Annotated in this window: 14 protein-coding genes and 1 pseudogene; 14 read left to right on the top strand and 1 reads right to left on the bottom strand. The window is 66.7% G+C overall.

All coding sequences use genetic code 11. From position 1 onward, the window contains the following. The 9 genes and pseudogenes from AB0M45_RS31990 to AB0M45_RS31950 all read left to right on the top strand — a co-directional run. Positions 1–330: pseudogene (locus AB0M45_RS31990) on the top strand (hypothetical protein); the annotation flags it as partial. Between the two features lie 1,583 nt (positions 331–1,913). Next, the gene (locus tag AB0M45_RS31985) at positions 1,914–3,380 is read left to right on the top strand and encodes a hypothetical protein (RefSeq protein WP_364336858.1); all 1,467 of its coding nucleotides are present in this window, start codon (positions 1,914–1,916) and stop codon (positions 3,378–3,380) included. A 42-nt stretch (positions 3,381–3,422) separates the two neighbouring features. Beyond that, positions 3,423–4,883: a PPE domain-containing protein gene (locus AB0M45_RS31980; RefSeq protein ID WP_364336856.1), complete on the top strand. Its 1,461-nt coding sequence runs from the start codon at positions 3,423–3,425 to the stop codon at positions 4,881–4,883. A 22-nt stretch (positions 4,884–4,905) separates the two neighbouring features. Further along, on the top strand, positions 4,906–5,247 hold the full coding sequence (locus AB0M45_RS31975; protein ID WP_364336854.1) for a hypothetical protein: 342 nt from the start codon (positions 4,906–4,908) through the stop codon (positions 5,245–5,247). Between the two features lie 67 nt (positions 5,248–5,314). Further along, positions 5,315–6,025, top strand: coding sequence for a hypothetical protein (locus AB0M45_RS31970; protein WP_364336852.1), 711 nt, complete (start codon positions 5,315–5,317; stop codon positions 6,023–6,025). 11 nt (positions 6,026–6,036) lie between these two features. Beyond that, positions 6,037–6,405: a hypothetical protein gene (locus tag AB0M45_RS31965; protein ID WP_364336850.1), complete on the top strand. Its 369-nt coding sequence runs from the start codon at positions 6,037–6,039 to the stop codon at positions 6,403–6,405. 33 nt (positions 6,406–6,438) lie between these two features. Next, a complete protein-coding gene (locus AB0M45_RS31960) occupies positions 6,439–6,759 on the top strand; it encodes a hypothetical protein (RefSeq protein WP_364336848.1) in 321 nt (106 codons plus the stop codon). A gap of 7 nt (positions 6,760–6,766) precedes the next feature. Continuing rightward, positions 6,767–9,217, top strand: a complete 2,451-nt coding sequence (locus tag AB0M45_RS31955; RefSeq protein WP_364336846.1) for a hypothetical protein — start codon at positions 6,767–6,769, stop codon at positions 9,215–9,217. A gap of 151 nt (positions 9,218–9,368) precedes the next feature. Beyond that, a complete protein-coding gene (locus tag AB0M45_RS31950; RefSeq protein ID WP_364336844.1) occupies positions 9,369–11,246 on the top strand; it encodes a type VII secretion target in 1,878 nt (625 codons plus the stop codon). A gap of 781 nt (positions 11,247–12,027) precedes the next feature. Here the strand turns inward: AB0M45_RS31950 and AB0M45_RS31945 are convergent. Further along, entirely contained in the window at positions 12,028–13,188 is a 1,161-nt protein-coding gene (locus AB0M45_RS31945) for a hypothetical protein (protein WP_364336860.1), read from the bottom strand. A 96-nt stretch (positions 13,189–13,284) separates the two neighbouring features. Between AB0M45_RS31945 and AB0M45_RS31940 the strand changes: the two genes are divergently transcribed. The 5 genes from AB0M45_RS31940 to eccCa all read left to right on the top strand — a co-directional run bounded on the left by AB0M45_RS31940 (position 13,285) and on the right by eccCa (position 24,003). Further along, on the top strand, positions 13,285–14,232 hold the full coding sequence (locus tag AB0M45_RS31940) for a C40 family peptidase (RefSeq protein ID WP_364336841.1): 948 nt from the start codon (positions 13,285–13,287) through the stop codon (positions 14,230–14,232). A gap of 27 nt (positions 14,233–14,259) precedes the next feature. Continuing rightward, positions 14,260–15,969, top strand: coding sequence for a hypothetical protein (locus tag AB0M45_RS31935; RefSeq protein WP_364336839.1), 1,710 nt, complete (start codon positions 14,260–14,262; stop codon positions 15,967–15,969). A 370-nt stretch (positions 15,970–16,339) separates the two neighbouring features. After that, positions 16,340–18,274 (top strand): type VII secretion AAA-ATPase EccA, encoded by a 1,935-nt coding sequence (eccA, locus tag AB0M45_RS31930; protein ID WP_364336837.1) that lies wholly within the window; start codon positions 16,340–16,342, stop codon positions 18,272–18,274. Between the two features lie 171 nt (positions 18,275–18,445). Next, positions 18,446–19,999 carry a type VII secretion protein EccB gene (eccB, locus tag AB0M45_RS31925; protein ID WP_364336835.1) on the top strand — a complete coding sequence of 518 codons (1,554 nt, stop codon included), beginning with the start codon at positions 18,446–18,448 and terminating at the stop codon, positions 19,997–19,999. Beyond that, positions 19,996–24,003, top strand: a complete 4,008-nt coding sequence (gene eccCa, locus AB0M45_RS31920; protein ID WP_364336833.1) for a type VII secretion protein EccCa — start codon at positions 19,996–19,998, stop codon at positions 24,001–24,003. Before eccB ends, eccCa begins: the two co-directional genes overlap by 4 nt. Positions 24,004–24,069: the final 66 nt, after the last annotated feature.

The raw sequence follows: 24,069 nt of genomic DNA, 5'->3' as shown, positions 1-24,069 counted from the left end.
AACTGCTGCTGCAACTCCCGCACCTGCGGATCCGACGGATTCTCCCCATACACCGCCTCCAACGCCTTCAACACCTCCAACGCCCGCGCCGCCTCTGGCGACAAACCCCCAGCACCCTCACCAGCCTCCGCCGCCACCGGCGCCGCCGCAGCACCCCCACCCCCACCACCACCACCCAACCCCGCCAACGCCGACGCAATCATCGGCAACATCGCCATCGCCATCGGCGCAGCCATCGCCGCAACCGGCAACAAATCCCCCACCACATCCGCATCCACCGGCGATGACGGCGCCTCACCCTCCCCACCACCCGGCGGCGGCACCTGCTGAGCCTGCGGAGCCACCACACCACCCGGCGCCACCGGCTGCTGCGGCTCAACCGGCACCGCCTGACCAGGGTCAGCCTGGCCCGGCTGACCAGGCTGCCCCGGCTGACCCGCACCCGGCACACCACCCGGACCAGCAACACCCGGCTGACCCGACTGACCCGGAACGCCCTGCTGCCCAGACTGATCCGCCTGCCCAGCACCATTCGACTGACCCGGACCAGGAACACCATTCGACTGACCAGGCCCCGGCGACGGAACCCCCGACTGCTCAGGTGCAGTCGTGCCCGGCCGCGGAGGCTGCTGTCTGGGCCGGTTAGACCATGGAGTGACCGGCCCGGGCTGCTGATCTTCCGCCGTTCCCGGGTCTTTCGCTTCTACTTCGACGTTTGCGGGCCAGACCTCAGCGGTGGTCATAGCACTTCCCGAGTCGACGGCCCGATCGACGGGTGGAGACGGCGCAGGCGGCACGTCCGAGCAGTAGGCGAGGGAGGTTCATCCGGTACTTCCTCCTACTCGGTCACCGTGGGCTGGGAAACGGTCTGGCGGCCCGGGCGATTCACGTATGACAATGTAAGTCTTCGGCAACCATCCTGACCGGTCGGGCCAGGACGATGCTTCCCGTAGTTGGGAATCCTCGACAGTTGGGAATCCTCGACAATGAACACGTCGAAAGTAGGTCTCACTCATGGTCGGTCACTGCTCCGCTCCACGATGAGACATTTGATCGAGAGGCGGACGTGGCCGTGGTGATACACGAACTCTGTGAGCCTTCGACTAGGGGGTGTCAGCCGCCAATGGGGGAGATCGAAGCCAAAGCGACTGGCCGGTCGTGGTGGACAAGCGCTCGCCCTAGCAGCAGGTAGGTGATCTCATGGGGTTGTTCGGCTTCTCATGGCCTGATGTCGGTAAGTTTGCGGTGACCACCGGCGCCTCCATTGTCGGTGGCGCAGTTGGGTCGTTGATCGCTCCAGGGCTTGGGACTGCGGCAGGCGCTGCCATAGCCGGGGGGCTGGCGGAAGCGGCGTTCACCTGGGCTGAGGGTGGCAGCACGGAAGAAATCTGGACAAATGCTGCTCAAACTGGTGTCTTGTCACTGGGAGGCGGATTCCTCGGCGGTGCCGCAAGAGCCATGGCGACTGCGGGCGGACGGAGTGTGGCGGGGGCGTTCGCAGGTGGGTTCCGGCCGGGTGTCGCTCGTGGTGCGAGGACTGGGTTTGGCCGGTGGTCGGGGAATTCCGCCAGAGGTTGGTTGCTCGGTTCCAGCGTGACTGCCGGGATCGCGGGTGGCCAGCACGGCGTGAAGCCCGCGGCGCAGCCGGAGCAGCAGGCGATCCCCGCACTGCTCCCTGTACGCCCGGCGGGCGCTGAATACAGGTTTAATACTACATCGGTGCCTGCATGAGCGGCGATGACATGCCGGTCTTGTATGTTCCCGACATACGTGACCCAAATTGGCCGAGTGAACGGCTCACGCTGTCCCCTCAGATCGAAGACTGGCTTGAAGTCGACGCAGAACAAAAGTCCCTTCTCACGATTCTGAAAGAGGACTGGGAGGCTTTCGGTACGAGATCCAAGACGGAGGGCGTGCCGAAGAAAGGTTCGGTGCCGCAAGTCACCATGGGAGAAGCCAGGTCGAGCATGTTCGACGCCTATATGCAGGTGAACAGCAAGCTCAGTGCGTCTTTCGACGCCCTGCAAGCGCAGGATGCGAAAGTCGAGGAGAAGGTCGAGAGTTCAGATATTTCCGCTGAGACCGCTCGCGGTTACATCACGACTCTGATCAACGATCTCAACACTGCGGCATCAACTCCGCCCGCGGACGAGATCAATGAGGACCAGCATGTCATGCAGTACATTGCAGCCGGTATGGATGCGTCCGTGACAATCATGACAGAGGCGCTAGACGAGCAAGAAGAACACGGCGACGACATCGACGAGCAGACGGCCATGACCGAGGAACTCCTCGAGCGAATTAAGGCTCTGGAAGAGGCGGTGGCGAATCCGGCGGGGACTCCGCTGCCGCTCGAGCCGGGCGATTACGACCTGAACGACCCCGGCCTCAGTGATCCATTTGCACCTGGTGAGATCGACATGGGTGATCTCGGCCTGGACGATATCGGCACCGATGGCAGCCTGACGCCGGACGACTCCGGTCTGGGCAGCCAAACGCCCGGTCCGAGCGACGGTCTCGGGAATGTCCCGGGCACGACGACGCCGACCACCCCTGCCATGCAGCCCGCGGCCTCCCCGATGGGCTCCGGCATGGACATGCTCGGTCCGCTGATGCAGATGATGCAGCAGCAGGCGATGATGCGAAACATGGCCGATCAGGACTTGAACAACCGGCGTAGGGAGCTGGATCCGGACCGCTTCGAGGACGAAATCGCCGCGGTCGCACCGCCGCCGGTCACGGCGCCGGTCACGGCGCAGCCCGCCGCGGTGCAGCAATCCACGACAGCTCCGGCGACGCACCACGGACAGCCAACCGGCACAACGTCTTCCACGCAGCCTACTGGCGCGCCCACTCGCACACCGGGTGCGGACGGCAGCGTGGTGTACACCTTCCCCGACGGCCGTACGCAGAAGGTGTCCGTGCTGGTCGCCCAAGCATTGGACGCGGCGTTCGGCAACAAGAGCGGCACCGACGCACAGAAGGCCTACGAGAAGACGTCGGCGAAGTGGTCGGAACAGAAGCAGATCGGCGATCGTGTCGATCCGCACCAGCTGATGACCGGCGATGTCGCCACCTGGGACAAGGGCACCGCGCTCGTCGTGGTGTTCGGCTCCCAGGAGGGTGGCGCGCCTGAGAGTGGCACGCTGGAGGTGGTCGTCAACGGCGAGCTGAAGCCGTTCAGCATGCTCATGACCGGCGATGGCGGGAAGGGGTCGGAGATGTCCGACTTCGCAGAGAAGTTCGGTCAGTTCACCGGATTCGCGCATCCGAAGGGCATCGAGTTGACCGCGCCGGCGGACGGGGCAGCGCCCCCGGCGATGACGGGCTCGGCCGATCAGTCCGCGAACGCGGCAATGCCGGTTGTCGCGGCGGGCTGATCGCGCGAGGAGGTTTGCGGCAGATGAGGAGAGGAGGTTGCGATGCCGCCGCTAAATGTCGATCCACAGGAACTCGTTGCCACGGCGGCGAAGCTCGCAGCGCTGGCGCGCGATACGGGCGCGGCGCTGCCGGGCGGATGGGTTGTACCCGCCGGGGGCGATCCGATCTCGGCCGAAGCCGTGCCGCAGCTCAACGCGCAGGCGATATCGCTGCTCAACGGCATGGCCGGTGTGCTCAATGAGATTCAGCGCACCGCCGCCAACATCGGCAAGGCGGCGGTCGACTACACCACGGCGGATGACGAGGGCGCGCGTAGAATCGGCGGCTCCGGCGGCGACATTGCCGCCGATCCGGTCGGAGAGGTCCAAGAGGTCGGTCAACGGCGGCCGCCCACGCTCCGGTTCCCGGTCGCCGGCGGCGCCGTCGACCCGTTGACTTTCGCGCGGCAATTGCATGCAGGTCCGGGGCCGGGCGCGGCAACAGGATTCGCGAACGAATTGCGCAAATTCACCGGTGGCCAGCATCTCGCCGCCACCGAGGGCGTCGACTCGGCGGTGCGGGCGATGCAGAACTGGGAGCCGGTGGGCGCGGCGGCGGCGGCCGAACTCGGTCAGCATCGGGGGTGGCTCGACCAGCTCGGCACGGGCCTCGGACTACTGGCCGACGGAATCGACACCTACAGCAACGCGTTCCGGACGGCGAAGGCGAAACACCCGACGCCGGAGGAGATCATCGCGGCGCGCAAGGAGTTGCTCCGCCAGATGCGCTCGAAGAACGAGCTCGGCATCCAGGCGGCGCTGGCGAAATTCAACGAGCAGAACGCCCGCTCGCTGGAGACGATCACCGGATACACGACCGAGGTCGGCTCCAAGGTCGGGGCGGGTGCGGGAACTGGCGAAGCCAACGGCAGCGGCGGTGGCGACAGCAGCGCGCTGAACCAGATGCTGCCCGCGCTGATGAGCGCGATGGCCTCGGCCGGAATGCCACTGAGCGAGCTCGGCCAGTCGGACGAGGCCTACGACGACTACGGCATCGACGAGTACGGCTACGACGACCTCGGCATCCCGAGTGGCCTCGGTACGGGCAGCCCCAGCGGGACGCCGATCGGCAATCTGGGTACCAGCATCTCGGACGTCACCGCCGAAACCGTCTCGGCCACACCCTTGCCGCTGGCCGCATCGGCGAGTATGAGTTCGTCATCCATGCCGCGTACACCGGTGATCGAACCCCTCTCCACGTCGTCGGCCGCCAACGCGGCTGCCGCGCGCGCCGGTTCGCCGATGATGCCGTACATGCCGATGGCACCGGGCATGGGCAACGCGGGAAACGGCAACGAACGCAACCGTGTGGTGGCATGGCATCCTGACCGCCTGATGTATGTCGACGACACACCGCACACCGAAGCGGTGATCGGCGAGCGGCCGACGATCGCACCGGCCGTGACCCCGCCGACGCCCGGACCGAGCAACCAGACCCAGAGTCAATCCGGAGGTAACGCATGAGGGAACGCAGCGAGGTGGAGTCGTGAGTTCCATCCACCCAGACGTGCAGGCGGCCTTGGATGCCGCCCGCGACCTGCGGCACCGGATCGCCGAGATGCGGGAGAAGATCGACAACATCCGTGCGCGCAGGCCGTCGCCGAGCGGTGCGGTCATCCCGGAGGTCGACGCCATGGGCAGGCTGACCGATCTCTACCTGGCACCTGGCACCGCCGACCGGCTGACCTGCCCCGAGCTGGTCAACGAGATCATGTCTGCCATCCGGGAGAGCACCGCCGACGCGGCGCGGCAGTACGAAAGCATCATGGAAGCGCCGGCCCCTGACGAAACCGAGCCGGTCACCACGGTATCCGGGCAGGCGGGATGAGCGAACGAACGATGGACGCAGCCGAGCACTCGCTGGTGCCGAGGCCGAGCGCCGGTGAGGTGCAGGCATGAGTGAGCCGGTCCCAGAGGTCACCATCGCGGATACGGTGCGGTGGTTGCACGACGAGGGGCTGGTGCGTCTGGCCGGGGTCGCGGAAGGCATGGCCGAGACGATCGTCGCCTACACGATCGATGTCGCTACCGGCACCGTCACCGCGCATCCCGCGACCGGAGGCGGGGCAGGCGCGGATGCGGTGTCCTTGGCCGCCGACGATCTGCCGTATCCGGTCGGCACTGCAAAGCGTCTGGTGATCGCCGGTGTCACGACTACGGATTCGGTGCTCGTGATCGACTTGGCCGAGACCCTCGCGATCGCGATCAACGCCGATCACCCCGAGCAGGCGGCCCGGTCCTGGGTGATGCAGTTGCTGCTGAACCCGGAGATCACCATCACCACCAACAGCGCCGACGTCGCGGTCGGCACCAGCGCCCGGTTGCGGCAGAGTTTCATCCCCGGCGGCGGCGCCACCCTGGTGAACATCGACGACACGCGCCCACCGGTCACCGCGGTGACGTTGAACGCGACCACCGACGGTCCCGATCATCTCGACGTCGCGCCTGATGGCACCGGTGAGATGTACCTCGGCGCGCGATTCTGGCAGCTACGCCAGGTCATGCGTATCGAGGACGCCGCGTGGTCGGCGTTGGCGGCGCGCTTGGACGCCACGGCTGACGACGCCGGCTACACGATCAGTTCTCAATCTGCCGAACGACTCTGAGAGAGCACCCGATGACCGACATGCATCCGATCGACATGGACGATATCGACGTCGACGACGATCCTGACGCCGCCCCCCCGGACTGGCGGAGGAGGACCTACGAGGTGTTCAACCCCGATCACACCGTCGGCGTCGGCTGTGACCGCGACGGGGAGATCATCGGTCTGTATATCACCGACGATGCCCGCGACAACGGCGACGGCTGGCTGGCCGCCGAGATCGTCCGGCTCGCCCGGTTGGCGCACGCGAAGTCGCGGGTCGGGTTGCGCGCCGAGATGGAGTACAACGGCACTCGCCCCTACACGATCGACTCGTTCGACCTTCCGACCGAGTCGTCGTATCGGGCCATGGAGGAGTCCGAGTTCCGACGCGATTCCTGATCCCTCCCATCGACTTCGAGACAGGACACCGACATGCCCGACCAACTGGATTTAGACGAGCACCACGAGGTCGTGGCCGCCGCGCAGAAGTTCCGGACCGCGATCGTCACGGTCGGCGGCCAGGTCGAGCAGATCGCTCGGGGCTTCGTTGTGCCACGATCTCCGCAGTCGAAACTCGAGATACCGCTTGCGGGGTACACCGACGAGATACGAGAGGCGCTGCTGTCTCTGGTCGGGACCAATCGTCGTGGGGCCGACGTGATTCCCGAGCACACCACGCAGGTGTCCGTCGCCCTCCACCACGCCGACCAGGAGGGGGCCTCCACGGTGGGTCGTCACTCCGCATCGACCTGATTCGCCGATGCCACCGCACAGCGACAGTCCGCACTGGGACGCAATCGTCGGCGACAACTGGCCGGTGATCGACCCACCGGACTGGAGCGCGCTCGAGAATCTGGCGCGTGAGGGCGCATCGTCGCTGGACTTGTTGGACGCCGAAGGCCGTCGGCGCGACTTCGACGAGCGGGCGCGCTCGAGCGCGGGCCTGCAACCGATCAAGGACGACATGCTCCGCCAGCGTGCGCACCCACAGGCGTTCGCCGATGCCCTGGAGGTCGTGGCGGACACTTTCGGGGACTTCTCCGACCTGGTGTACCGGACCCAAAACAAGATTCTGGACATCTTCGAGAACGCCACCTCGAAGATCGACGCGACCAATCGCGCCGCCGCCGGGGAGGAGGACGAATCCGACGCCCAGGCAATCCGGGATCGGATTCCGGGGATCATCGCCGCGGCACGGGAAGACGTGGAGGATGTCATCCGGGCTGCGCTGAATTCGATTCCTGACCTGCCGAGCTTGCCCCGGCTCCGCGATGAGCTCGGAATCGGACCTTCGATACCGGGCCGGCCTGGTGACGACTATCCACAGCACCGGCCCGCCGAAGACCACTCCGGCACTCCGCCGCACAGCGGACCACCTGGGCCGCCTGGACCGGAGGACGTCTTTCCGATCTCGCTGTTTCCGGATGCCGATAGCACCGGCGATCAGTCACTGATCGACCCGCTCGCGCCGGGAATCGAACTCGGGGAACCATCGAATTCCGTTCCCACCGAAGGCACTCCCGCTGTTCCTCCGCCGACGGGCCCCACGCCTGTCACCAGTGGGCCCGGACCGACGACGACCCCCGTGGGCTATTCACCCGCCGTTACCGCGGACGGACCGGGTTCACCCGCCGCGGGCCCGGCACGTGCGCCGGTTGCGGAGAGTGAGTCCACCGATTCGGGCCGAGATGTCTCGGCGGATGGCGCCGATCCGGATGCGATCGAACCGGAGTCACCGGTCGAGGGAACGGACTCGACGATCGGCGACCGGTCGACGACTGCTTCCGCCGCGGAATCGCGCCAGCAAGCCGGTGTCGAACCGTTCGCCGCGATGGCGGCACCGACGGCCGGCCCGGCCGCGTCGGTGCCAACCCCTTTCATCGTTGCGCCACCCATCGCACCACCAGCCGCATCGGCGGTATCGGCCCCTCCGTCAGGGTCCATGGTTTCCGCCCCGGCGGCACAGGCGGGCTCGGGACCGCCGCCGATCCAAGCCAAGCCGAGTGCGCCACCGACCGATTCCCGCGGGCCCGCCGTCGTGCCGAGGGTCACGGCGGGGCAGTCGGCACCGCCGTCGGGTGGATCCAGCGGCGCTGTGCAGGGGCCGCCGGAACGGACCAATCAGAACGCGGGCGCCGCGAAGAACGAAGCCGAAGGCAGCGACGAACTGATCCGCGACGTAGTCGGCGCAGCCATGACTTCCGCCGCCGCACCCGCGTTCGTGCTGGGCGAGCGGGTCGACGGTGACCTGGTGTTGGCGCGCACGTTACTGAGCGGAGTGCTCGCCGCGGGCGGCGACGCGGTCGTCGGCCTCGGGTGGGCGGTGTCGGTGATGCGGCATCAGAGTGGAATCAGCGCGTTTGTGACCTCGAACGAGGGTCGCGGCTGGTTGCCCGCCGGGCTGTATCTGCCGCGCGAGGTGTCCACTCCGTGGGTCTGGGAGGTCTCCGACGGGAGCGCCTGGGAGGGTGTGGCCGACCCCGCGCGGGTGCTGGCCGAGTTCGGGCTGGTCTGGGGGCGTAAGTCGGGTGCCCGGTTGACGGCCGTCGTGTCGTCGGGCGAGATCGCCGCGGATCTGCGCAGGCAGTTGGGTGAGGTGCCGATGGAAGGCGAGGTGGGCGCCTCGCCTGCGATGGATCTCAGTGCGCCGAAGCCGGGGCTGGTCGACCGTCTCGAACTGGTCGGGGCGCAGGCGCTGGTGCGGCGTGCCATGGCGACCCCGGAGGCGGAGATCGCCTGGCGATGCTGGGAATTGGCCTCGGACGCCCACGTTCGTGTGCACAAGGCCGGCCTTGGCTCCCCGGCCGCGCTGGGGGCGCCCGCGGCACGCGATCGCATCCTCGCCGCGTTGCGGCAGCGCCGCGAGGTGCCGCAGGAGTGGTGGGAGGAGTTGCGCGACGCCGACGACCTGCTCGCCGCATCGATGCTGGCGCGGCGTGCGGACGTGTCCCGGGTCGCGCTGGGCGAGTTGCGCGCCGACGACGGCAGGTCGGCCTCGGAGACGGCCGCTCTGCGCGCCATGGTCTTCGAGCGACGGTGCGATGAACTCGTGCTCCTGCTGGCGGACGCCACGACGCGCCAGAGTCTGCGCGACGCGGTATACGCCCACGCACAGGTCATCGGCCACCCGGCATTCATCCAACCGACCGCACCGGCGCCCGTAGGCGGTCGCGCTCGTCGTCCGACCATCACGGCGGGTCCGGGACATTGAGCCGGGCAGAACGAGGTGGCGGCGGAATGCGAAACATATTGGCGCCCAAGTGAAATAAAGGTCTCACGACACCGGGCATGAGCAATTCTCCCCACCAGTGGGAAGGATTGACAATAGGAAGACCTGTGGTGGGAAAGGATTTTGATCGAGCATGAGCATGCCAAACGGGATAGAGGTCGACCCTGCGGTATTGCGTCAGCTGGCTCTCCAACACGACCAGGTCGAGCGCGATACCCGGGAATGGGCCAAACCGCCGACGGATTGGCTCGCGAGTTTCCTGCCCACCTACGGCAAAATCGCCTGGCCGGTCTACGAGGCGCTGGAGCGGTACTACGACGCCCGGCAGCGCGCGGGTGACGCATTGGCCGACGAGCACGCCCGCACCGCGAAGGCGTTGCGGGATTCCGCGGACGCCTACGAACAAGCCGACCTGGATGGCGCTTCGCAGATCCGGCAGGCCGGTGGCCTGACCGACGGCCAATCGCCCCCGGTCGTCCCGGTCGGAGCGTCCACCGATCCGCTCGGTCCCGGTGGGCCGACGCAACCGTTCACCCCTCCGCCCGGTGGCCCCCCCGGCGGCCCGACGTCAGTTGGACCGGATACCACCCAGACCAGCCCGCTCGGCGCGGAACCTGGGCAGAATGGGGCGACACCGTCGAACACGGGCATGCCGTCCGGTCCGATCACGGCGCCGACGGATTCCGCGAGCGGCGCACCGAACCCGAACGCCACGGCTTCGACCGGGCCATCGAGCACCGGTGTGACGGCGCCGACCGGTGCGGGCATGGCACCTGGTGCTGGACCGCTCTACTCCTCCGACGACCGAGGATCCGGGCAGCCACCCAGCGGTGCGACCGGTCGGCCGGACTTGCCGCCCATGCCGCTGCCGGTCTCGACTCCGTTCGGCGCGGCCGTCGCGGCCGCCAAGGACAAGGAGTCCGAACCGGCGTATGTGGTCGGCGGCCAGGTGAACGACGACCTGGTGCTGGCCAAGACCCTGCTCGGCAGCGTGCTGGCGGCGGTGGACTCCCCGGTGGGCATGGCCTGGTCGGTAGCGGTGCTGCGGGGTCCGGGCGGAGCCGGCGTATTCATCACCTCGAACGAAGGCCGTGGCTGGTTGCCTGCGGGCCTGTTCCTGCCGCGCGAGGTCTCCACCCCGTGGAACTGGGACGAGTTGCTGACCGAGGGAGACGGCAGCGGATCGCCGTGGGAGGGCGTGACGGACCCGGCCCGGGTACTGGCCGAATTCGGTTTGGCCTGGGGTGCCAAGGCGAACGCGCAATTGTCGGCGCTGGTGTCGTCCGGGCCGATCGACCCGGGCCTGCGTTCCCGATTCAGTGACGCGGCGATGGAAGGACTCGTCGGTCCGTCCTACGACGTCGACCTGCGCGAATTCACACCCGACACAGCTGATCGCCTCGGCCTGGCCGGTTCGATCGCGGCCCTGGAACATGTGTCGGCGGTGCCCGACGCACAGGTCCGATCCCGCTGCCTGGAACTCGCCGCCGACGCGCACACGCAGGTCGGGCGATCCGGACCGGTGCCCGCCGAGGCCGCCGCGTCGCGGCAGGTGCGGGAACGTATTCTTGCCGCGCTGCAGGCTGGAAAGTCGGTGTCGCCCGATCTGTGGAATGAACTGCGCGACGCCGACGATCTCCTGGCGGCATCGATGCTCGGACAACGCGTCGACGTCGGCCGGGTGGAGATCGGGCAGCTGCGTGTCGACACGGCGGCGTCGCCGTTGCGCAGCATGGTCTTCGAGCGCCGATGCAACGAGCTGGCGCTGTTGCTCGCGGAGGAGTCGAGCAGGCAGACACTGCGCGACGCCGTATACGCGCACGAACAGATCACGCAGCACCCACAGTTCGTCTCGACGCCCGCGCCCGTGTCCACCGCCGCGCAGCCCGAGCGCGTTGCTCGGCCCACGGTCCCTTCGGTCACCGCACCGGATGTCGTTGCGGGGCCGCCGCCCACCGCCGTGGTGGCGCCGTCGACGCCACCCCCGGTCGCGCCTCCGGAGCGGTCGTGAGCAAGCGCCGGCGAGTGAACCGAGGACCCAGCGCGCGGTCGTGCACGATGGAGCCGAGCGGCGGCGATACGGAGTCGTGAGGTGACCGGCGCTTGTGAAGATGACGCCGCGCTGATCGAAGCCGGATGCTGATGCGAGGCCGGTGTGAGCCCGAGGAGCTCGAGCTCGACGGCTGAGCGAGTCCGGCCATCGGCTGGGGGCACAGCACAGTGCTGAGCCTCCCTGGCCGCCATCCAAGTGGCGTCCACTCTCGAGTCTGAACTCTGGAGAGCGGCCCCTGGATTCGGTGCCGGTGCCGGTGCCGGTGCCGGTGCGGCTGCGCGATGCCTCATGCGTTTCGCCAGCGGGGCAGCCAACTCGGCCGCCGCTCTGAAAACCACACCTGCGCATGCATACGGACGCATACCGCTCGGAAACCCGGATATGGATAGCGGCAATGTCATGCGAATCGTCACGGCAGCGGCGGCGGTCGCAGCAGCTGTCGTGGACCGACCTTGTCGTGAGCAACATGGCTGGTGCATCAGCCAGCCGCACCGGCTTTATCGTGGTGACCGACGCCGGGCTGCAAGTGATTGCAACGCTCTGCCAGTGCCCCTCGACCCGCACAACACGCCCGAGTCGAGGGGCGGCTAGGGCGACTCCAGGGCTTCATCCCTTCGGCGGGCGCCGAGGGGGCGACTCTCACTAACCGCAGCTCGTGTCTTCAGGTTCCGCACCAGCGGATCCGAAGCGTCGTGCGGTCGGGAATCGTTCCTCGCCGGTCGCATAGCCGCTCGACCGACTACGCCTCGATAACGGCGCTTTCTTCCGGAGCCGCTTCGTCGTCTGGTTCAGGCTGTTCTTGGCCCGGCTGTCCGTTCGGCGCCACGTTCCGAGCCCGCCGGGCCTGCACTTGGCCGGGCGGCACAGTAGCCGCGGCCGGAACCACCTGCGGTTCGCCGGAAGCGTTCGCGGCCGGTGCCGCGTTGGGATCGCCGGCTGGAGCGGGTGCGGGGGCGTTCGGATCGCCCGGCGGCGCCGCCGGCGCGGGCGCGCCCTGATTGCCGGGCGGTGGAGCGGTGCCCTTCTGGTTCTGCTCGGCTTTCTCCGCTTTCTCCGCCTTGTCCTCTTCGGCTTTTTGCAGCATCTCGGGTATCTGCGCCACCAACGGTGCCGCCGCCATCAGCGGCATCATGAGCATCGGAAGCAGCGAAGACAGTCCGCCGTCACCACCGCCGCCACCGCCACCAGGCGCGGCGCCGCCGCCACCACCGGTCTGACCCCCGCCGGTACCCTTGCCACCCTTGCCCCCGTTGGCCACTTCCTCATTGAGATCGGCGATCGCGGTGACTTTGTCGTACACCGTTTCCACGGCGGTGGCGATGGCCTCGAGCAAGGGCAGCTCTTGGGGGGGCTTGAGTTTGGCGTTGCCCGCGGCCTTCAGTTTCGCGTTCAGTCCCGCCACGATATTCTTGATCGAATGCAGGGCCTGTACCTGCTCGGCGGCCACCGTGACCGAGGACTTGATCACCTTGTTGTCCATTTGCAGCAGCTGCAGCTGCCTGGCCTCGACCTTGTCGATGGTTTTCCGGTATTCCTCGTCTGCCTTGCCTTTACCGAGAGTTTCGTAGAACGCGGGCTCGAGCAGATCGTCGACTTTCGGTGGTGGCGTGGTCATGCCACGGCCGAGCAGGTCGACGGCGGTTTGAATCGCGGTGTCCGCCAGCGCGATGAAGGCGCGCAGCCCCTCCGAAGCGCCGGGTGGGCAGTGCAGATCAACCACCCAGAAGTGCTTGGCCTCGGCGGCGATAGTCTCCAGTGGAGTGGCCGCCAGGGCTTCCACCTTCTCGGTTTTGGTATCCGCCGCCGTTGGTGCCATGCCTTCGCCACCGCCTCTCAGAAGTCTTCCCCATTGTCTCGGCTTCCCGAGATTGGGAAGGGGACAAAGTTTCGAGCAACCCACCCAAGAATGGGAATACGACCGACTCGGTCCGGACGACACAATAGCTAGTCAGAATTGTGAGAGGCGGTCGGTGATGAGCGATGGCGAGTCGGTCGAATGGTACCGGGACTGACGAACGACCTGGACGGCGTACTCCAATCGCTGCTCGGGCTGTATGGGGACGGCCAACCCGCGGGCCAGTCGGCGTCCATGAGCCAAGCCCTCGCCGCTGAGCTGCGTCCCCATGCCGGCTCGGTGGCGTTGCGCTACGGAGATGCCCTGGGCATGCAGATGTCGGTGGCGGAATCGCATGCGGGCAAGGACGGCATCGTGAGCAAGGCCGTCGGCGAGTCGGGCGACGGAACCGTTCACGGCCGGGGACGGCTGGGTAATCACATCGCGGATTTCCAAACACGGGTCCAGGCGATCGCTTCGGTTGCCGACACGCGTTTCAGCGGTCCCGCACTTCTCGATGCCGCCCAGACCACCATCTCCAATGCCACCAAACAGGTCAATGCCGATATCGCGGCCGTGCAGCAGCAGGCCGCGAAGATCATGCCACCTGCCGTTCCGCAGGCGCGCCCGGCTCGGCAAGGGCCATCATCGCGCAGGCGGCGGCGAACACGAAGCAGGTCGAGATCGAATTCGAGGCTGCGGCGGCGCAGTACGGTTCCCTCGGATGGGACGAAGGGCAGCAACGCGGTACGTGCCGCCAGCGGCTGGCTCGGAATCCCCTATGTCTGGGGCGGGGGCGGCGCGGGTGGACCCAGCGGCGGCGGATTCGACTGCTCGGGCCTCGTCCAGTACGCGATCGCCGAGGCCAGCGGCGGCGAAGTGGTGTTGCCCCGCACCACCTACGAGCAGATCTACAGCGGGGTCCGGGTCCACCCCGATGAGGTGCGCCCCGGCGACCTGGTGTTCCCCGCCGGGTCGTTCAGTGCGAGGGGCCCCGAGCATGTCCAGCTCGCGGCCGGTAACGGCATGGTCATCGAGGCGCCCTACACGGGCTCCACGGTGAAGTGGTCCCGCATGCCCAGCGAGGCCGTTGTCGTCCGAGTCCTGTGAGCCGGTGACCGTGGAGGGGAAACGGCCGTGGCCATAGACTTGCCCCACGAGGTCGCGTTCTTCCTCAACCTGTGCGGAATCCCGTATCCGGACATCAACGAGGACGATGTGCGTGCCCTTGCCAGGCATGTGCGCACGTTCGCTTCGCAGGTACGGGACACGCACAACTCGGCGACCGGTGTGGTCGATGACATGGGCGAGGTCTACTCGGGCGAATCCTATGACCAACTGGTGGCCAGCTGGGCGAGCATGAGTTCGACGAATATGGATCGGCTCGAGGACGCCTGTAAGGTCGTGGAACAGGCGCTGTACGCGGCGGCGACGGTGATCACGGTGGTGAAAGTTGCCGTGCTGGCCGAACTGGCCGCGCTGGCAGCGGCCTACATGTCGATCATGGTGACGCCTCCGCTGGCTCCGTCCGCGCCTCTCGTCGCCGCCGCGGCGCGCCGGATCTGCCACCAGATGCAGGAATGCCTGATCGGCTACATCGCCGCAGAGGTCATCGGCAGGGCCATCGAACCGCTCGAGCAGGCCATCGACGACATGATCAGGGGCATCGTGTACGACGCGACCCGGCACGCGCTCGGCGTGCCCGCGCCATCGAATAGTCCGAAGCCCCTGCGCATCGAACCCGATGAGGTACACCGATTCGCCAAGCTGCTCGATGATCACGCCGACGACATCATGAAGCACGCCGCGACCTTCGCGGAAAACGTGTCGACACTGGACTTCACCACACCAGCGCGCTTCGACGACGTTGCCGATCGCCTTGCGCCGGAGATGGTGTCGCCGACCGGTCCTAGCCCGACACCGGACGATCTCGTTCGCCGGTCGGGAGAACAGTTGGAGTCGCGACCGAGCGCGCCCGCGCCAGCAGAGTGGGCTGGCCAGGGCAGGCCCGAAAACAGTACTGAGCGTGGGCCCTTCGCGACACGAGACACCAGCGGAAGCGCGGAACAGCCGGGCGATCGAAGCGTTTTGGAAGCCAACGCAGACGCACGGGCCGACACCGGAGGCCGGCCGACACGACCGGCTGGGGACCCGGAACGTGGTGAATCCGGCCTCGACCCCGCGATGAAGCCGTCGGTTGCCGGTGCGCCGTCCGCCCCGGACCTAGCTGCGGCGGAAAGGCTTTCGACCGCTGATCCCCGTTCCACGCACCAGCCGGACGTGTCGCACCCTGGGGCGGCGGCTTTCCGCGACGCGGGGCTCGGCGAACCGATACGTTCGGCATTCGGTTCCGAGCTGTCCCGGCCGAGTTCGGTGTCCGATCAGGCGCTTGCTGCCAGTCATCCGTCCGTCTCCGGCAGCCCTGCCGAGGGAGGTCAGCTGGGTCCTGCGTCGCCCGCCCGGCAGGCTCCAGGCGCGGCGGCCACGCCGTGGGGGCGTGCCGGACAGCTGCCGTCGACACCGAAATCGCCGCCTACACCCGCACGCTCGGCAGACAACCGGCCGAAGGCACGCACACCTATCGCCACTCCGTGGAGCAAATCGCGCCGGACTCGGGACATACCTGTCGTGGTGCACGCTTCGTCCGGCACCAAGCCCTCGCTGCGGATGCTTCGGGAAAGAAAAACCGATGTGGACAAGGCCGGGCGCGCCGAGTCGCTCGACGGAACCCGCGTGCCACCCCGAGTGACGGCACCGGCGCCCGAGCGTGTGGATACCCCGGGCACGCCCGTCGGAGCAACGCTGCCGGAACGAGGAAAACCCATTCCCAATATGGGGAATGGGTAGGTAAGTGAAGGTGGCGGCAGTGGTAAACGTAGACGCACTACCGGGTGCGGGTTCGGCCCGTCTCAGGTGTTGCACCCCCACAACGGCCGGCGGCCTGCCGGTGCCACCGGCCGTTGTTTCTTGGGTTCAGATCGTCAGGATGAGGGACTGACGATCTGTGTTCAGACAGTACCCTCTTCTGTCGGAACGTTCAATAGTGTGCACCTAAATAGCGGCAAGAAATTTCTAGAAGAGCCTCCGACCTGCTGTGCGGCGGCTGGAGGGCCGGATCGCGGCATGCCAGCCGCCGCCGAAGGGGTCGTCTGCAGGCGGATGATTGCCGACCCCGGAGGGAACATACCGCTGTATGACGGCACGTTCAAAATTGGCAATGTTCCAGCACTGGCGGAACGGTCCAGTTCGGCACCCGAGTGCGTCGGCCCGTCCGGCTTGCATCAGCCGCAGTCCCTCGATTCTTCCCATCATTGGGGAGTGGTCGAGTCATGGGTGTGACTTTCGGAATCTATCGTTCGATCAAGCTAGATCGGCGGAAGGGAAGACCGGGGTGTCAGCGGCCGAGGACGCGTTTTACACGGGTGTGCAAAATCTTGGGTTGGTCGCGGGTGGTGTGCGCAATGAACAGCACGCGGCGGCGGCGTTCAGGGCGGCCACCGACCTCGACCCGGACATGTGTGATGCCTGGTTGGGGCGTGCCATGGCCGGGGAGGTCACCTCGGAGGTGATCTATGGCGCCTACCGTTCGGTGCACAACCTCTACCGGGACCAGCAGCGGGCGGGTTTGGTCGACCGCGCCCTGTGGTGCCAGGTCGAGATCGGGATGTACGGGCTGCGCGTCGCGATGGCAGATCGCGACCAGATCGCCATCGCACAGGCGTGTTCGTATGCCGATGGCGGTGAATGGCAAGAAGCCGCGGCCATTCTCGATGAGGTCCCGAGCGAGGACGTCGCGGACTTCGTGCGGATGTCGTTGTACTTCCGGACCAAGCAGTGGCCGGACGTCCTCGCGGCGCGCAACGCGCGGCCGGTCCTGGAAGACGGTCTGCTCGACATCGCCGCCGAACTGATGACCGCTCAGTCGCTGGCCCATCTGGGCCGCTTCGGTGAAGCCATGCCGCGCGCGCAGCGGATCGTGGAGGACAGCTCCTCGGGCAATCTGTCCTACATCTGGGCCGACGCGCACTTCCTGCTCGGCATGCTGATGCGGCACAACGGCGATCACGACGCAGCCGATAAGATCCTCAAGGGTCTGCAGGGTTCCGCGCTGTGGCCCGAGCGCGAGGAATGGCAGCGGGCTGTGCGGGACAAGTCCTACCGGTTCGAGGTCGCTACTGCGGAACTCATCGCCTCCAGGACGAACAAGTGGGACCCGAAATCGGGCGACGACCCGCGCGAGGCGGCTGCCAACGCGGCGCGCGCGGAACGGGAGAGCCTGCTCGCGGAGGCCTCCGATCTGCTGCAAGCTCAGATCGGCATGGACTCGGTCAAGGAACAGGTCGACCGGCTCAAGTCCGGCGTGCTGATGGATCAGATCCGCGCCAAGCGCGGGCTCGCGGTGGATTCGCGTTCGCAGCACCTGATCTTCTCCGGGCCGCCCGGTACCGGCAAGACCACCATCGCGCGCGTGATCGCCAAGATCTTCGCCGGCTTGGGTGTCGTCGAGAACGCCGACGTGATCGAAGTGTCCCGCAACGACATGGTCGGCACGCACCTGGGCCATACGGCACCGAAGACCAACGCGCTGATCGATTCGGCGCTGGGCGGTGTGCTGTTCATCGACGAGGCGTACACCCTGATCCAGGAAGGCCTTTCCGGCGGCGACGCGTTCGGCAAGGAAGCCGTCGATACGCTGCTGGCCAGGATGGAGAACGACCGGGACAAACTCGTCGTGATCATCGCGGGATACGAAGACCAGATCGACCGGTTCCTCGCGTCCAACGACGGTCTCGCCTCGCGCTTCACCAAGCGCATCCGGTTCTCCAGCTACGACGCCGATGAGTTGGTGCAGATCGCCGAGCATATTGCGCAGAAGAAGGATTCGATCCTTTCCGAGCAAGCGCGCGAGGTATTGCGCTTGCGCTGCGAGGAATTGGCTGGTCAGACCAAGAACGGCAGGCGGCTGATCGACCTGGCGGGCAACGGGCGTTTCGTGCGCAATGTGGTCGAGGCCGCCGAAGCCGAGCGCGATTACCGCTTCACCAGGGAGAACGCCGACATCGCCTCGATGACCGACGAAGAACTCATGACGATCGATGCCTTCGACGTCTCCGCGGCACTGGAGGGTTTGGCGCCGAGCTCGCGAGGGTGAGGCGTCGGCTTGCGCCGGTCGAGGACTCCGTGACCGGCGCCGGATCCGGGGATCGGCAGCGTCGGGCGGAAAGCCGGAATCTCTATTCCCGTCACTGGGGATAGGGTTCGTCTTCGCGTTGTTACCGGTCGTTAGGGTGACATTGCAGGTCGGCGGAAGGAATGAAAACCCGTGGCGCGCTTCCGGGTTGTGACCAAGCACCAGATATCTGGTTGGCGCTTTCTGCTGCGGCGGATCGAACACGCACTGGTCCGCCGGGACGCGTCGATGATCGACGACCCGCAGCGCGGCCGTTCCACTGCACTGGCCATCGGCATCGCACTGACCTGCGTGATCATCGCGGGCGCCGCCGTGCTGGCGTTCTTCAAACCCGCCAAGAAGGTCGGTGATTCGAATATCGTGGCGGAGAAGGACACCGGTGCGCTGTTCGTGCGCCTTGGCAACCGGCTGTTTCCGGCGCTGAATCTCACGTCGGCCCGGCTGATCGTCGGTTCTCCCGACAAGCCGGTACAGGTTTCCCGGGATGAATTGTCGAAGTATCCGCGTGGGCCGTGGGTCGGCATTCCCGGCGCGCCCGGCAGCATCGTCGATACCGACGAAAAAGATTCGACGTGGACGGTGTGCGACACAGCGCGAACTGGCGCCGCGGCTCCGGTCAACCCCGCGACCGGTCTGCCGACGGTCAGCCGCTCCGCGGTGCGAACCACCGCGATCGGCGGTCCGCTGACCGTGGACGGTGACGTCGTCCGCCCCCTCGGCGATGGCGAGGCCCGTTTGCTGCGCGACGACACCACCACCTGGCTGGTCTACGGCGACGCCGAGAAAGGCGTGGTGCGCGCGGCGATCGATCTGGCGAACACCGCGGTCGCCCTGGCACTCGGCATCGATTCGACTGCGCCGGTGATGGCCGCCTCCAAAGGGCTGATCAACGCGATCCCCGAGGTGCCGCCGCTGCGCGTGCCCGAGGTGCCCGCCAAGGGAGAATCGATCACCTTGAACTCGGGACTCACCACGCCGATCGGATCGGTGGTGACCGTGTCGACACCGGATCAGGGCGCCTCGTATTACCTCGTCTCGCAAACAGGTCTGGTGCGGGTGACGGCGGTGCTGGCGGCGATGGTGCGTAATGCGGACTCCCAAGGCGCGGTCTCCACGCGCACGGTCGGTCCGGACGTGATCGCGGCCAACCTCCGCCCGGGCCAGTGGCCGGGCACGGCGACATACCCGGCCCGCCCCGTTCGCCTGGTGGATCCGGAACGCTCCGGCGTGACCTGCTATCGCTGGTCGCGCACCGCGAACGACCCGAACGCGGCCACCGAATTGCTGGTGGGCAGGCAACTGCCGCTGACCAAGGAGGAGCAGGGCCGTGCCGTCGATCTGGTGACCTCGGCCGCCTCCCGCGGCACCACCGCGGACGGGGCCTACCTGCCCCGCGACACCGGCCGTTTCGTGCAGGTGACCGGTACCGAACCGGGATCCCCGTTGCGGGAATCGCTGTACTGGGTTTCCGACAGTGGGGTGCGTTACGGCATCATCACCAATACGAACGGTGGCTCCACCGACCCCACGCTCAGCGCACTCGCGCTGCGCGCGCCGGTTCCGGCCCCGTGGAGCATCATCTCGCTGTTCGCGGTCGGTCCGGCGTTGTCCCAGAACGAGGCTCGCATCCAGCACGACGGCATTCCGGGCAACAAGATCGTCGCCGGGCTGGGGGGCTCGCGGTGACTAGCACCCGCCGATTCGTGCGACCCGCCCGGATGGTGCGCGGTCCCAAAGCGCCCGCCGTGACCGAATTGCGGTTGCAGCCGCCGACCGAGTTGCCCAAGCCGGTTCCGCCGTCGCGGCTGCGCATGATCATGCCCGTGGTGATGGTGGCGGCCATGGCCGGAATGATGGTCATGATGTTCCGTGGCGGCGGGGCCATGAACCCGATGATGCTGATGTTCCCGGTCATGATGATGGTGTCGATGTTCGGCATGATGGGCGGTGCGTTCGCGGGCAACGGCAGCGGTGGCGCGGCGGGCCTCAACGAGGAACGCAAGGACTACCTGCGCAGCATCACCGACAACCGCAAGACGGTGCACGGGGCTGAAGCCGAGCTGTATGCCTACCTGCGCTACACCCATCCCGGTCCGGACGAGATCGCCCGATTGATCGGCGGTAAGCGCATGTGGGAGGTGCAGGTCGCCAGTCCGCAGTTCCTGCGCGTGCGGGTCGGCCGGGGACGTATCGCCAACCAGGTACGCGTTATCGTCCCGGAGGCCGCACCCACCTCGGATCTGGACCCGGTCGGCGTCGTCGAGCTGACCCGGTTCGCCAAGGCGTATTCCACGGTCGGTGGCATGCCGGTAGCGATCAATCTGCTGTCGGCGCCGCAGGTCGGCATCGACGGCGACGCGCAGCTGGTGTCCGGGCTGGTCCGCGCGATGATCGCCGAGGTCGCGGTGCTGCACGGACCGGACCAGGTGGCGGTGGCCGCCGTGCTGTCGAATCCGGACGCACCGGAATGGTCCTGGCTGAAGTGGCTGCCGCACACCCAGCATCCGAGCGACACCGACGCGATCGGTTCCAGCCGGATGGTCTACCGCACTGTCGCCGAGCTGCGCACCAAGGTGCTCGCCGGGTTGAATCGCGGTCCGTTCTCGGCGAATTCGCAGCCCACCTTGGACCGCACGCATTACCTGCTGATCGTGGACGTCGGCGGACCGGCCACCGACCGCGATATCTCGGGCATCGACGGCTGCACCTGGTTGCGGCTGGGCACCACGGAACAGAACCTGCCCCGCGCACTCCGGTTCACCGTGACCGAGGACCGGTCGCTGAACGAGGTGACACCGCGCGGTCTGCGCCGCGTGGGCGTCGCCGACGCACTGTCGGTGCCGGCGATCACGGCCATGGCGCGCCACCTCTCGCCATACCGGTTGTCCACGGTGGTGGAGGCGGTGGCCGCCGAACAGGCCAGCGGCGGCACATCATGGGAGGAGATGGTCGGCATCGCCGACCCCGGCGCCATCCGCGTGGAACAGGCGTGGGTCCGGCGTCGCGACGAGGATCGGGCGCGGTTGAATATTCCATTCGGCCATGACCCGGCGGGCGGTGTCGTATACCTCGATATCAAGGAATCGGCCGAAGAAGGCATGGGCCCGCACGGCATGTGCATCGGCGCTACGGGATCGGGCAAGTCGGAATTCCTGCGGACCCTGGTGATCTCGGCAGTCGCGACGCATTCGCCGGACGTCTTGAACCTGCTGCTCGTCGACTTCAAGGGTGGCGCCACCTTCCTCGGGTTCGACCGGCTGTCCCACGTGACCGCCGTCGTGACGAACATGGAGGAAGAAGCCGACCTGGTCACCCGCATGGAAGACGTGATCAACGGCGAAATGGCGCGGCGGCAACGCATTCTGCGCGACGCGGGCAATTTCGCCAGCGTCGCCGACTACGAGCGCGCCCGGGAGCAGGGCGCGGACCTGCGACCACTACCGACCCTGCTGATCATTCTCGACGAGTTCGCCGAACTGCTCGAGCAGTACCCGAACTTCTCGAAACTGTTCGTGGCCATCGGCCGACTGGGCCGGTCATTGCGCATCCACTTGCTGCTCTCGTCGCAGAAGGTTCCGGCCAACCGGATGGGTGAGCTGGAAGCGCACCTTTCCTATCGAATCGCGCTGCGCACCAACCAGACCAGTGACTCGCGCGACGCGATCGGCACCGCTGACGCATACCACCTGCCGAAGAAGCCGGGCTCGGGTTACCTGCGGGTCGGCTCGGGCGACCTGCAACGGTTCCAGGCCGCGTATGTGGGCGAACGGTACTCGCCGCCCGCGCAAGTATCGGCGGCTTCCGCGCAACGCGCGCGCCGGTCCGGTGGCGGGTACCGGCCGCCGCAGCGGTTCACCGCTGCTCGTATCGCCGACTCTCGACCCCCGGTAGTCGAGCCGGTGGTGGTCGACAACGTGCCCGAAGCCGCCGATGGAGAGTCGATCACCGTGATGGAAGCGGTGTTGCAGCAGCTGGCCCGGCACGGCCAGCCGGCTCACCGCATGTGGCTGCCGCCGCTGGTCACGCCACCGACACTCGAGCGGATGATTCGCGGCGTGCCACAGGGGGCGTTGCAGATGCCTTTGGCGCTGGTCGACAAGCCTCGTCAACAGCGTCAGGACGTGTGGTCGGTCGATATGTCCGGCGCCGGTGGGCACATGGCCATCGTCGGTGGCACGCAGTCCGGCAAATCGACCGCACTGCAGACACTCATCCTGTCCGCCGCGCTGACGCACACCCCGGAGCAGGTCCAATTCTATTGCTTGGATTTCTCCGGTGGTGGGTTGTCGGCCCTGGCGAACCTACCGCACGTGGGGTCGGTTGCGGCGGCTCGCGACGTCGACCGTATTCGACGCACGATCGCATTGGTCACGAATCTACTCGAGAGTCGGCAAACGTTGTTCGCCGAGTTCGGTATCGATACCACCCGGAAGTTCCGCACTCTGCGCAATAGTCCGGGCGAGCCGCCATGGCATAACCGCGATCCCTTTGGTGATGTCTTCCTGGTCATCGATGGCTGGGACATCGGATTCGGTACGAACGGCCCGTATTACGACGAGTACACACGGGTGATGGAATCGATCGCCCTACAGGGTCTGAACTATGGGATCCACCTGGTGCTCACCAGTTCACGGTGGATCGCTATCCGGCCCGCGATCAAGGACCTGCTGCAGACCCGTGTCGAAATGCGGCTGGGTGACCTGGCAGATACGACCTTCACCGCGCATCGCGCGGTGGTCGCGGCGATTCCCGCCAATCGACCCGGCCGTTGCATCTCGAACGATGGTTTGCACATGCTGACGGCATTGCCTCGCACAGATGGCATGAGCGATACGGATTCGGCCGCGGAAGGTCTTGCCGCCGCGAGCGCCGAAGTCGCCCGGCGCTATCCCGGTCGGCGCGCGCCAGAGGTGAAACTGCTTCCGCCGCAAATCGGCCTCGACGAGGTGCGTAGGGGATTGCCTGCGCCGCAGACGCTCGCCCAGCGACTTGTCGTACCATTCGGCGTCCGGGAATCCGATCTCAGTCCAGCGGCGATCGATTTCGGTGTGTCGACGCATTTCATCGTGCTTGGTTCGACTGGATCAGGGAAATCCACCACACTGGCCGCACTTCTGGAATCCATTCGACTTCAGTATGACGCTTCGCAAGCGCGTATCCTGCTGATCGATTATCGCCGTAGGCATCTTGGGGCGGTACCAGAGGACATGCTGATCGGACATGTGACCAACGAACGGGACGTACGTGATGCGATGCCGCCACTGGTGGAGAAGATGCGCTCCAGGCGTCCACCCGAGGACGTGACCACTCGTCAGCTCGCGGAGCGATCCTGGTGGAGCGGCCCCGAGGTCTTCGTAGTGATCGACGACTATCATATGGTCGCGCAGCGTGGTTCGCTGAACCCGCTGGAACCGATGAAGGAGATCATCGTCGACGGCCGTGACACCGGCTTGCACGTGATCGCGGCACGCAATATCGCACAGGCCGACACGGCGCTCTACGACAATGTGATCGGCCAGATGAAGAACCTCAACTCCTCGGGCCTGGTCATGGATGGCTCGAAGCTCGACGGCGTACTGATCGGTGACGTCCGGGCAACCAAACAGCCGCCAGGACGAGGCATCTTCGTGGAGCCGATGAGCTCTCGCAGAGATCAGGCCCAAGTGGCCTGGGTGCCGCAGCAGCTCTGACCTCCAGAACCCCTCCCAAGATTGGGAATGAATTACCGTTTCCCTTAAGAATCTCAAATACCTCGC

Source organism: Nocardia sp. NPDC051787 (assembly GCF_040681325.1).
Classification (GTDB): domain Bacteria; phylum Actinomycetota; class Actinomycetes; order Mycobacteriales; family Mycobacteriaceae; genus Nocardia.
The sequence above is the reverse complement of the archived record's forward strand: the minus strand, read 5'-3'. Positions and strand labels throughout refer to the sequence as shown.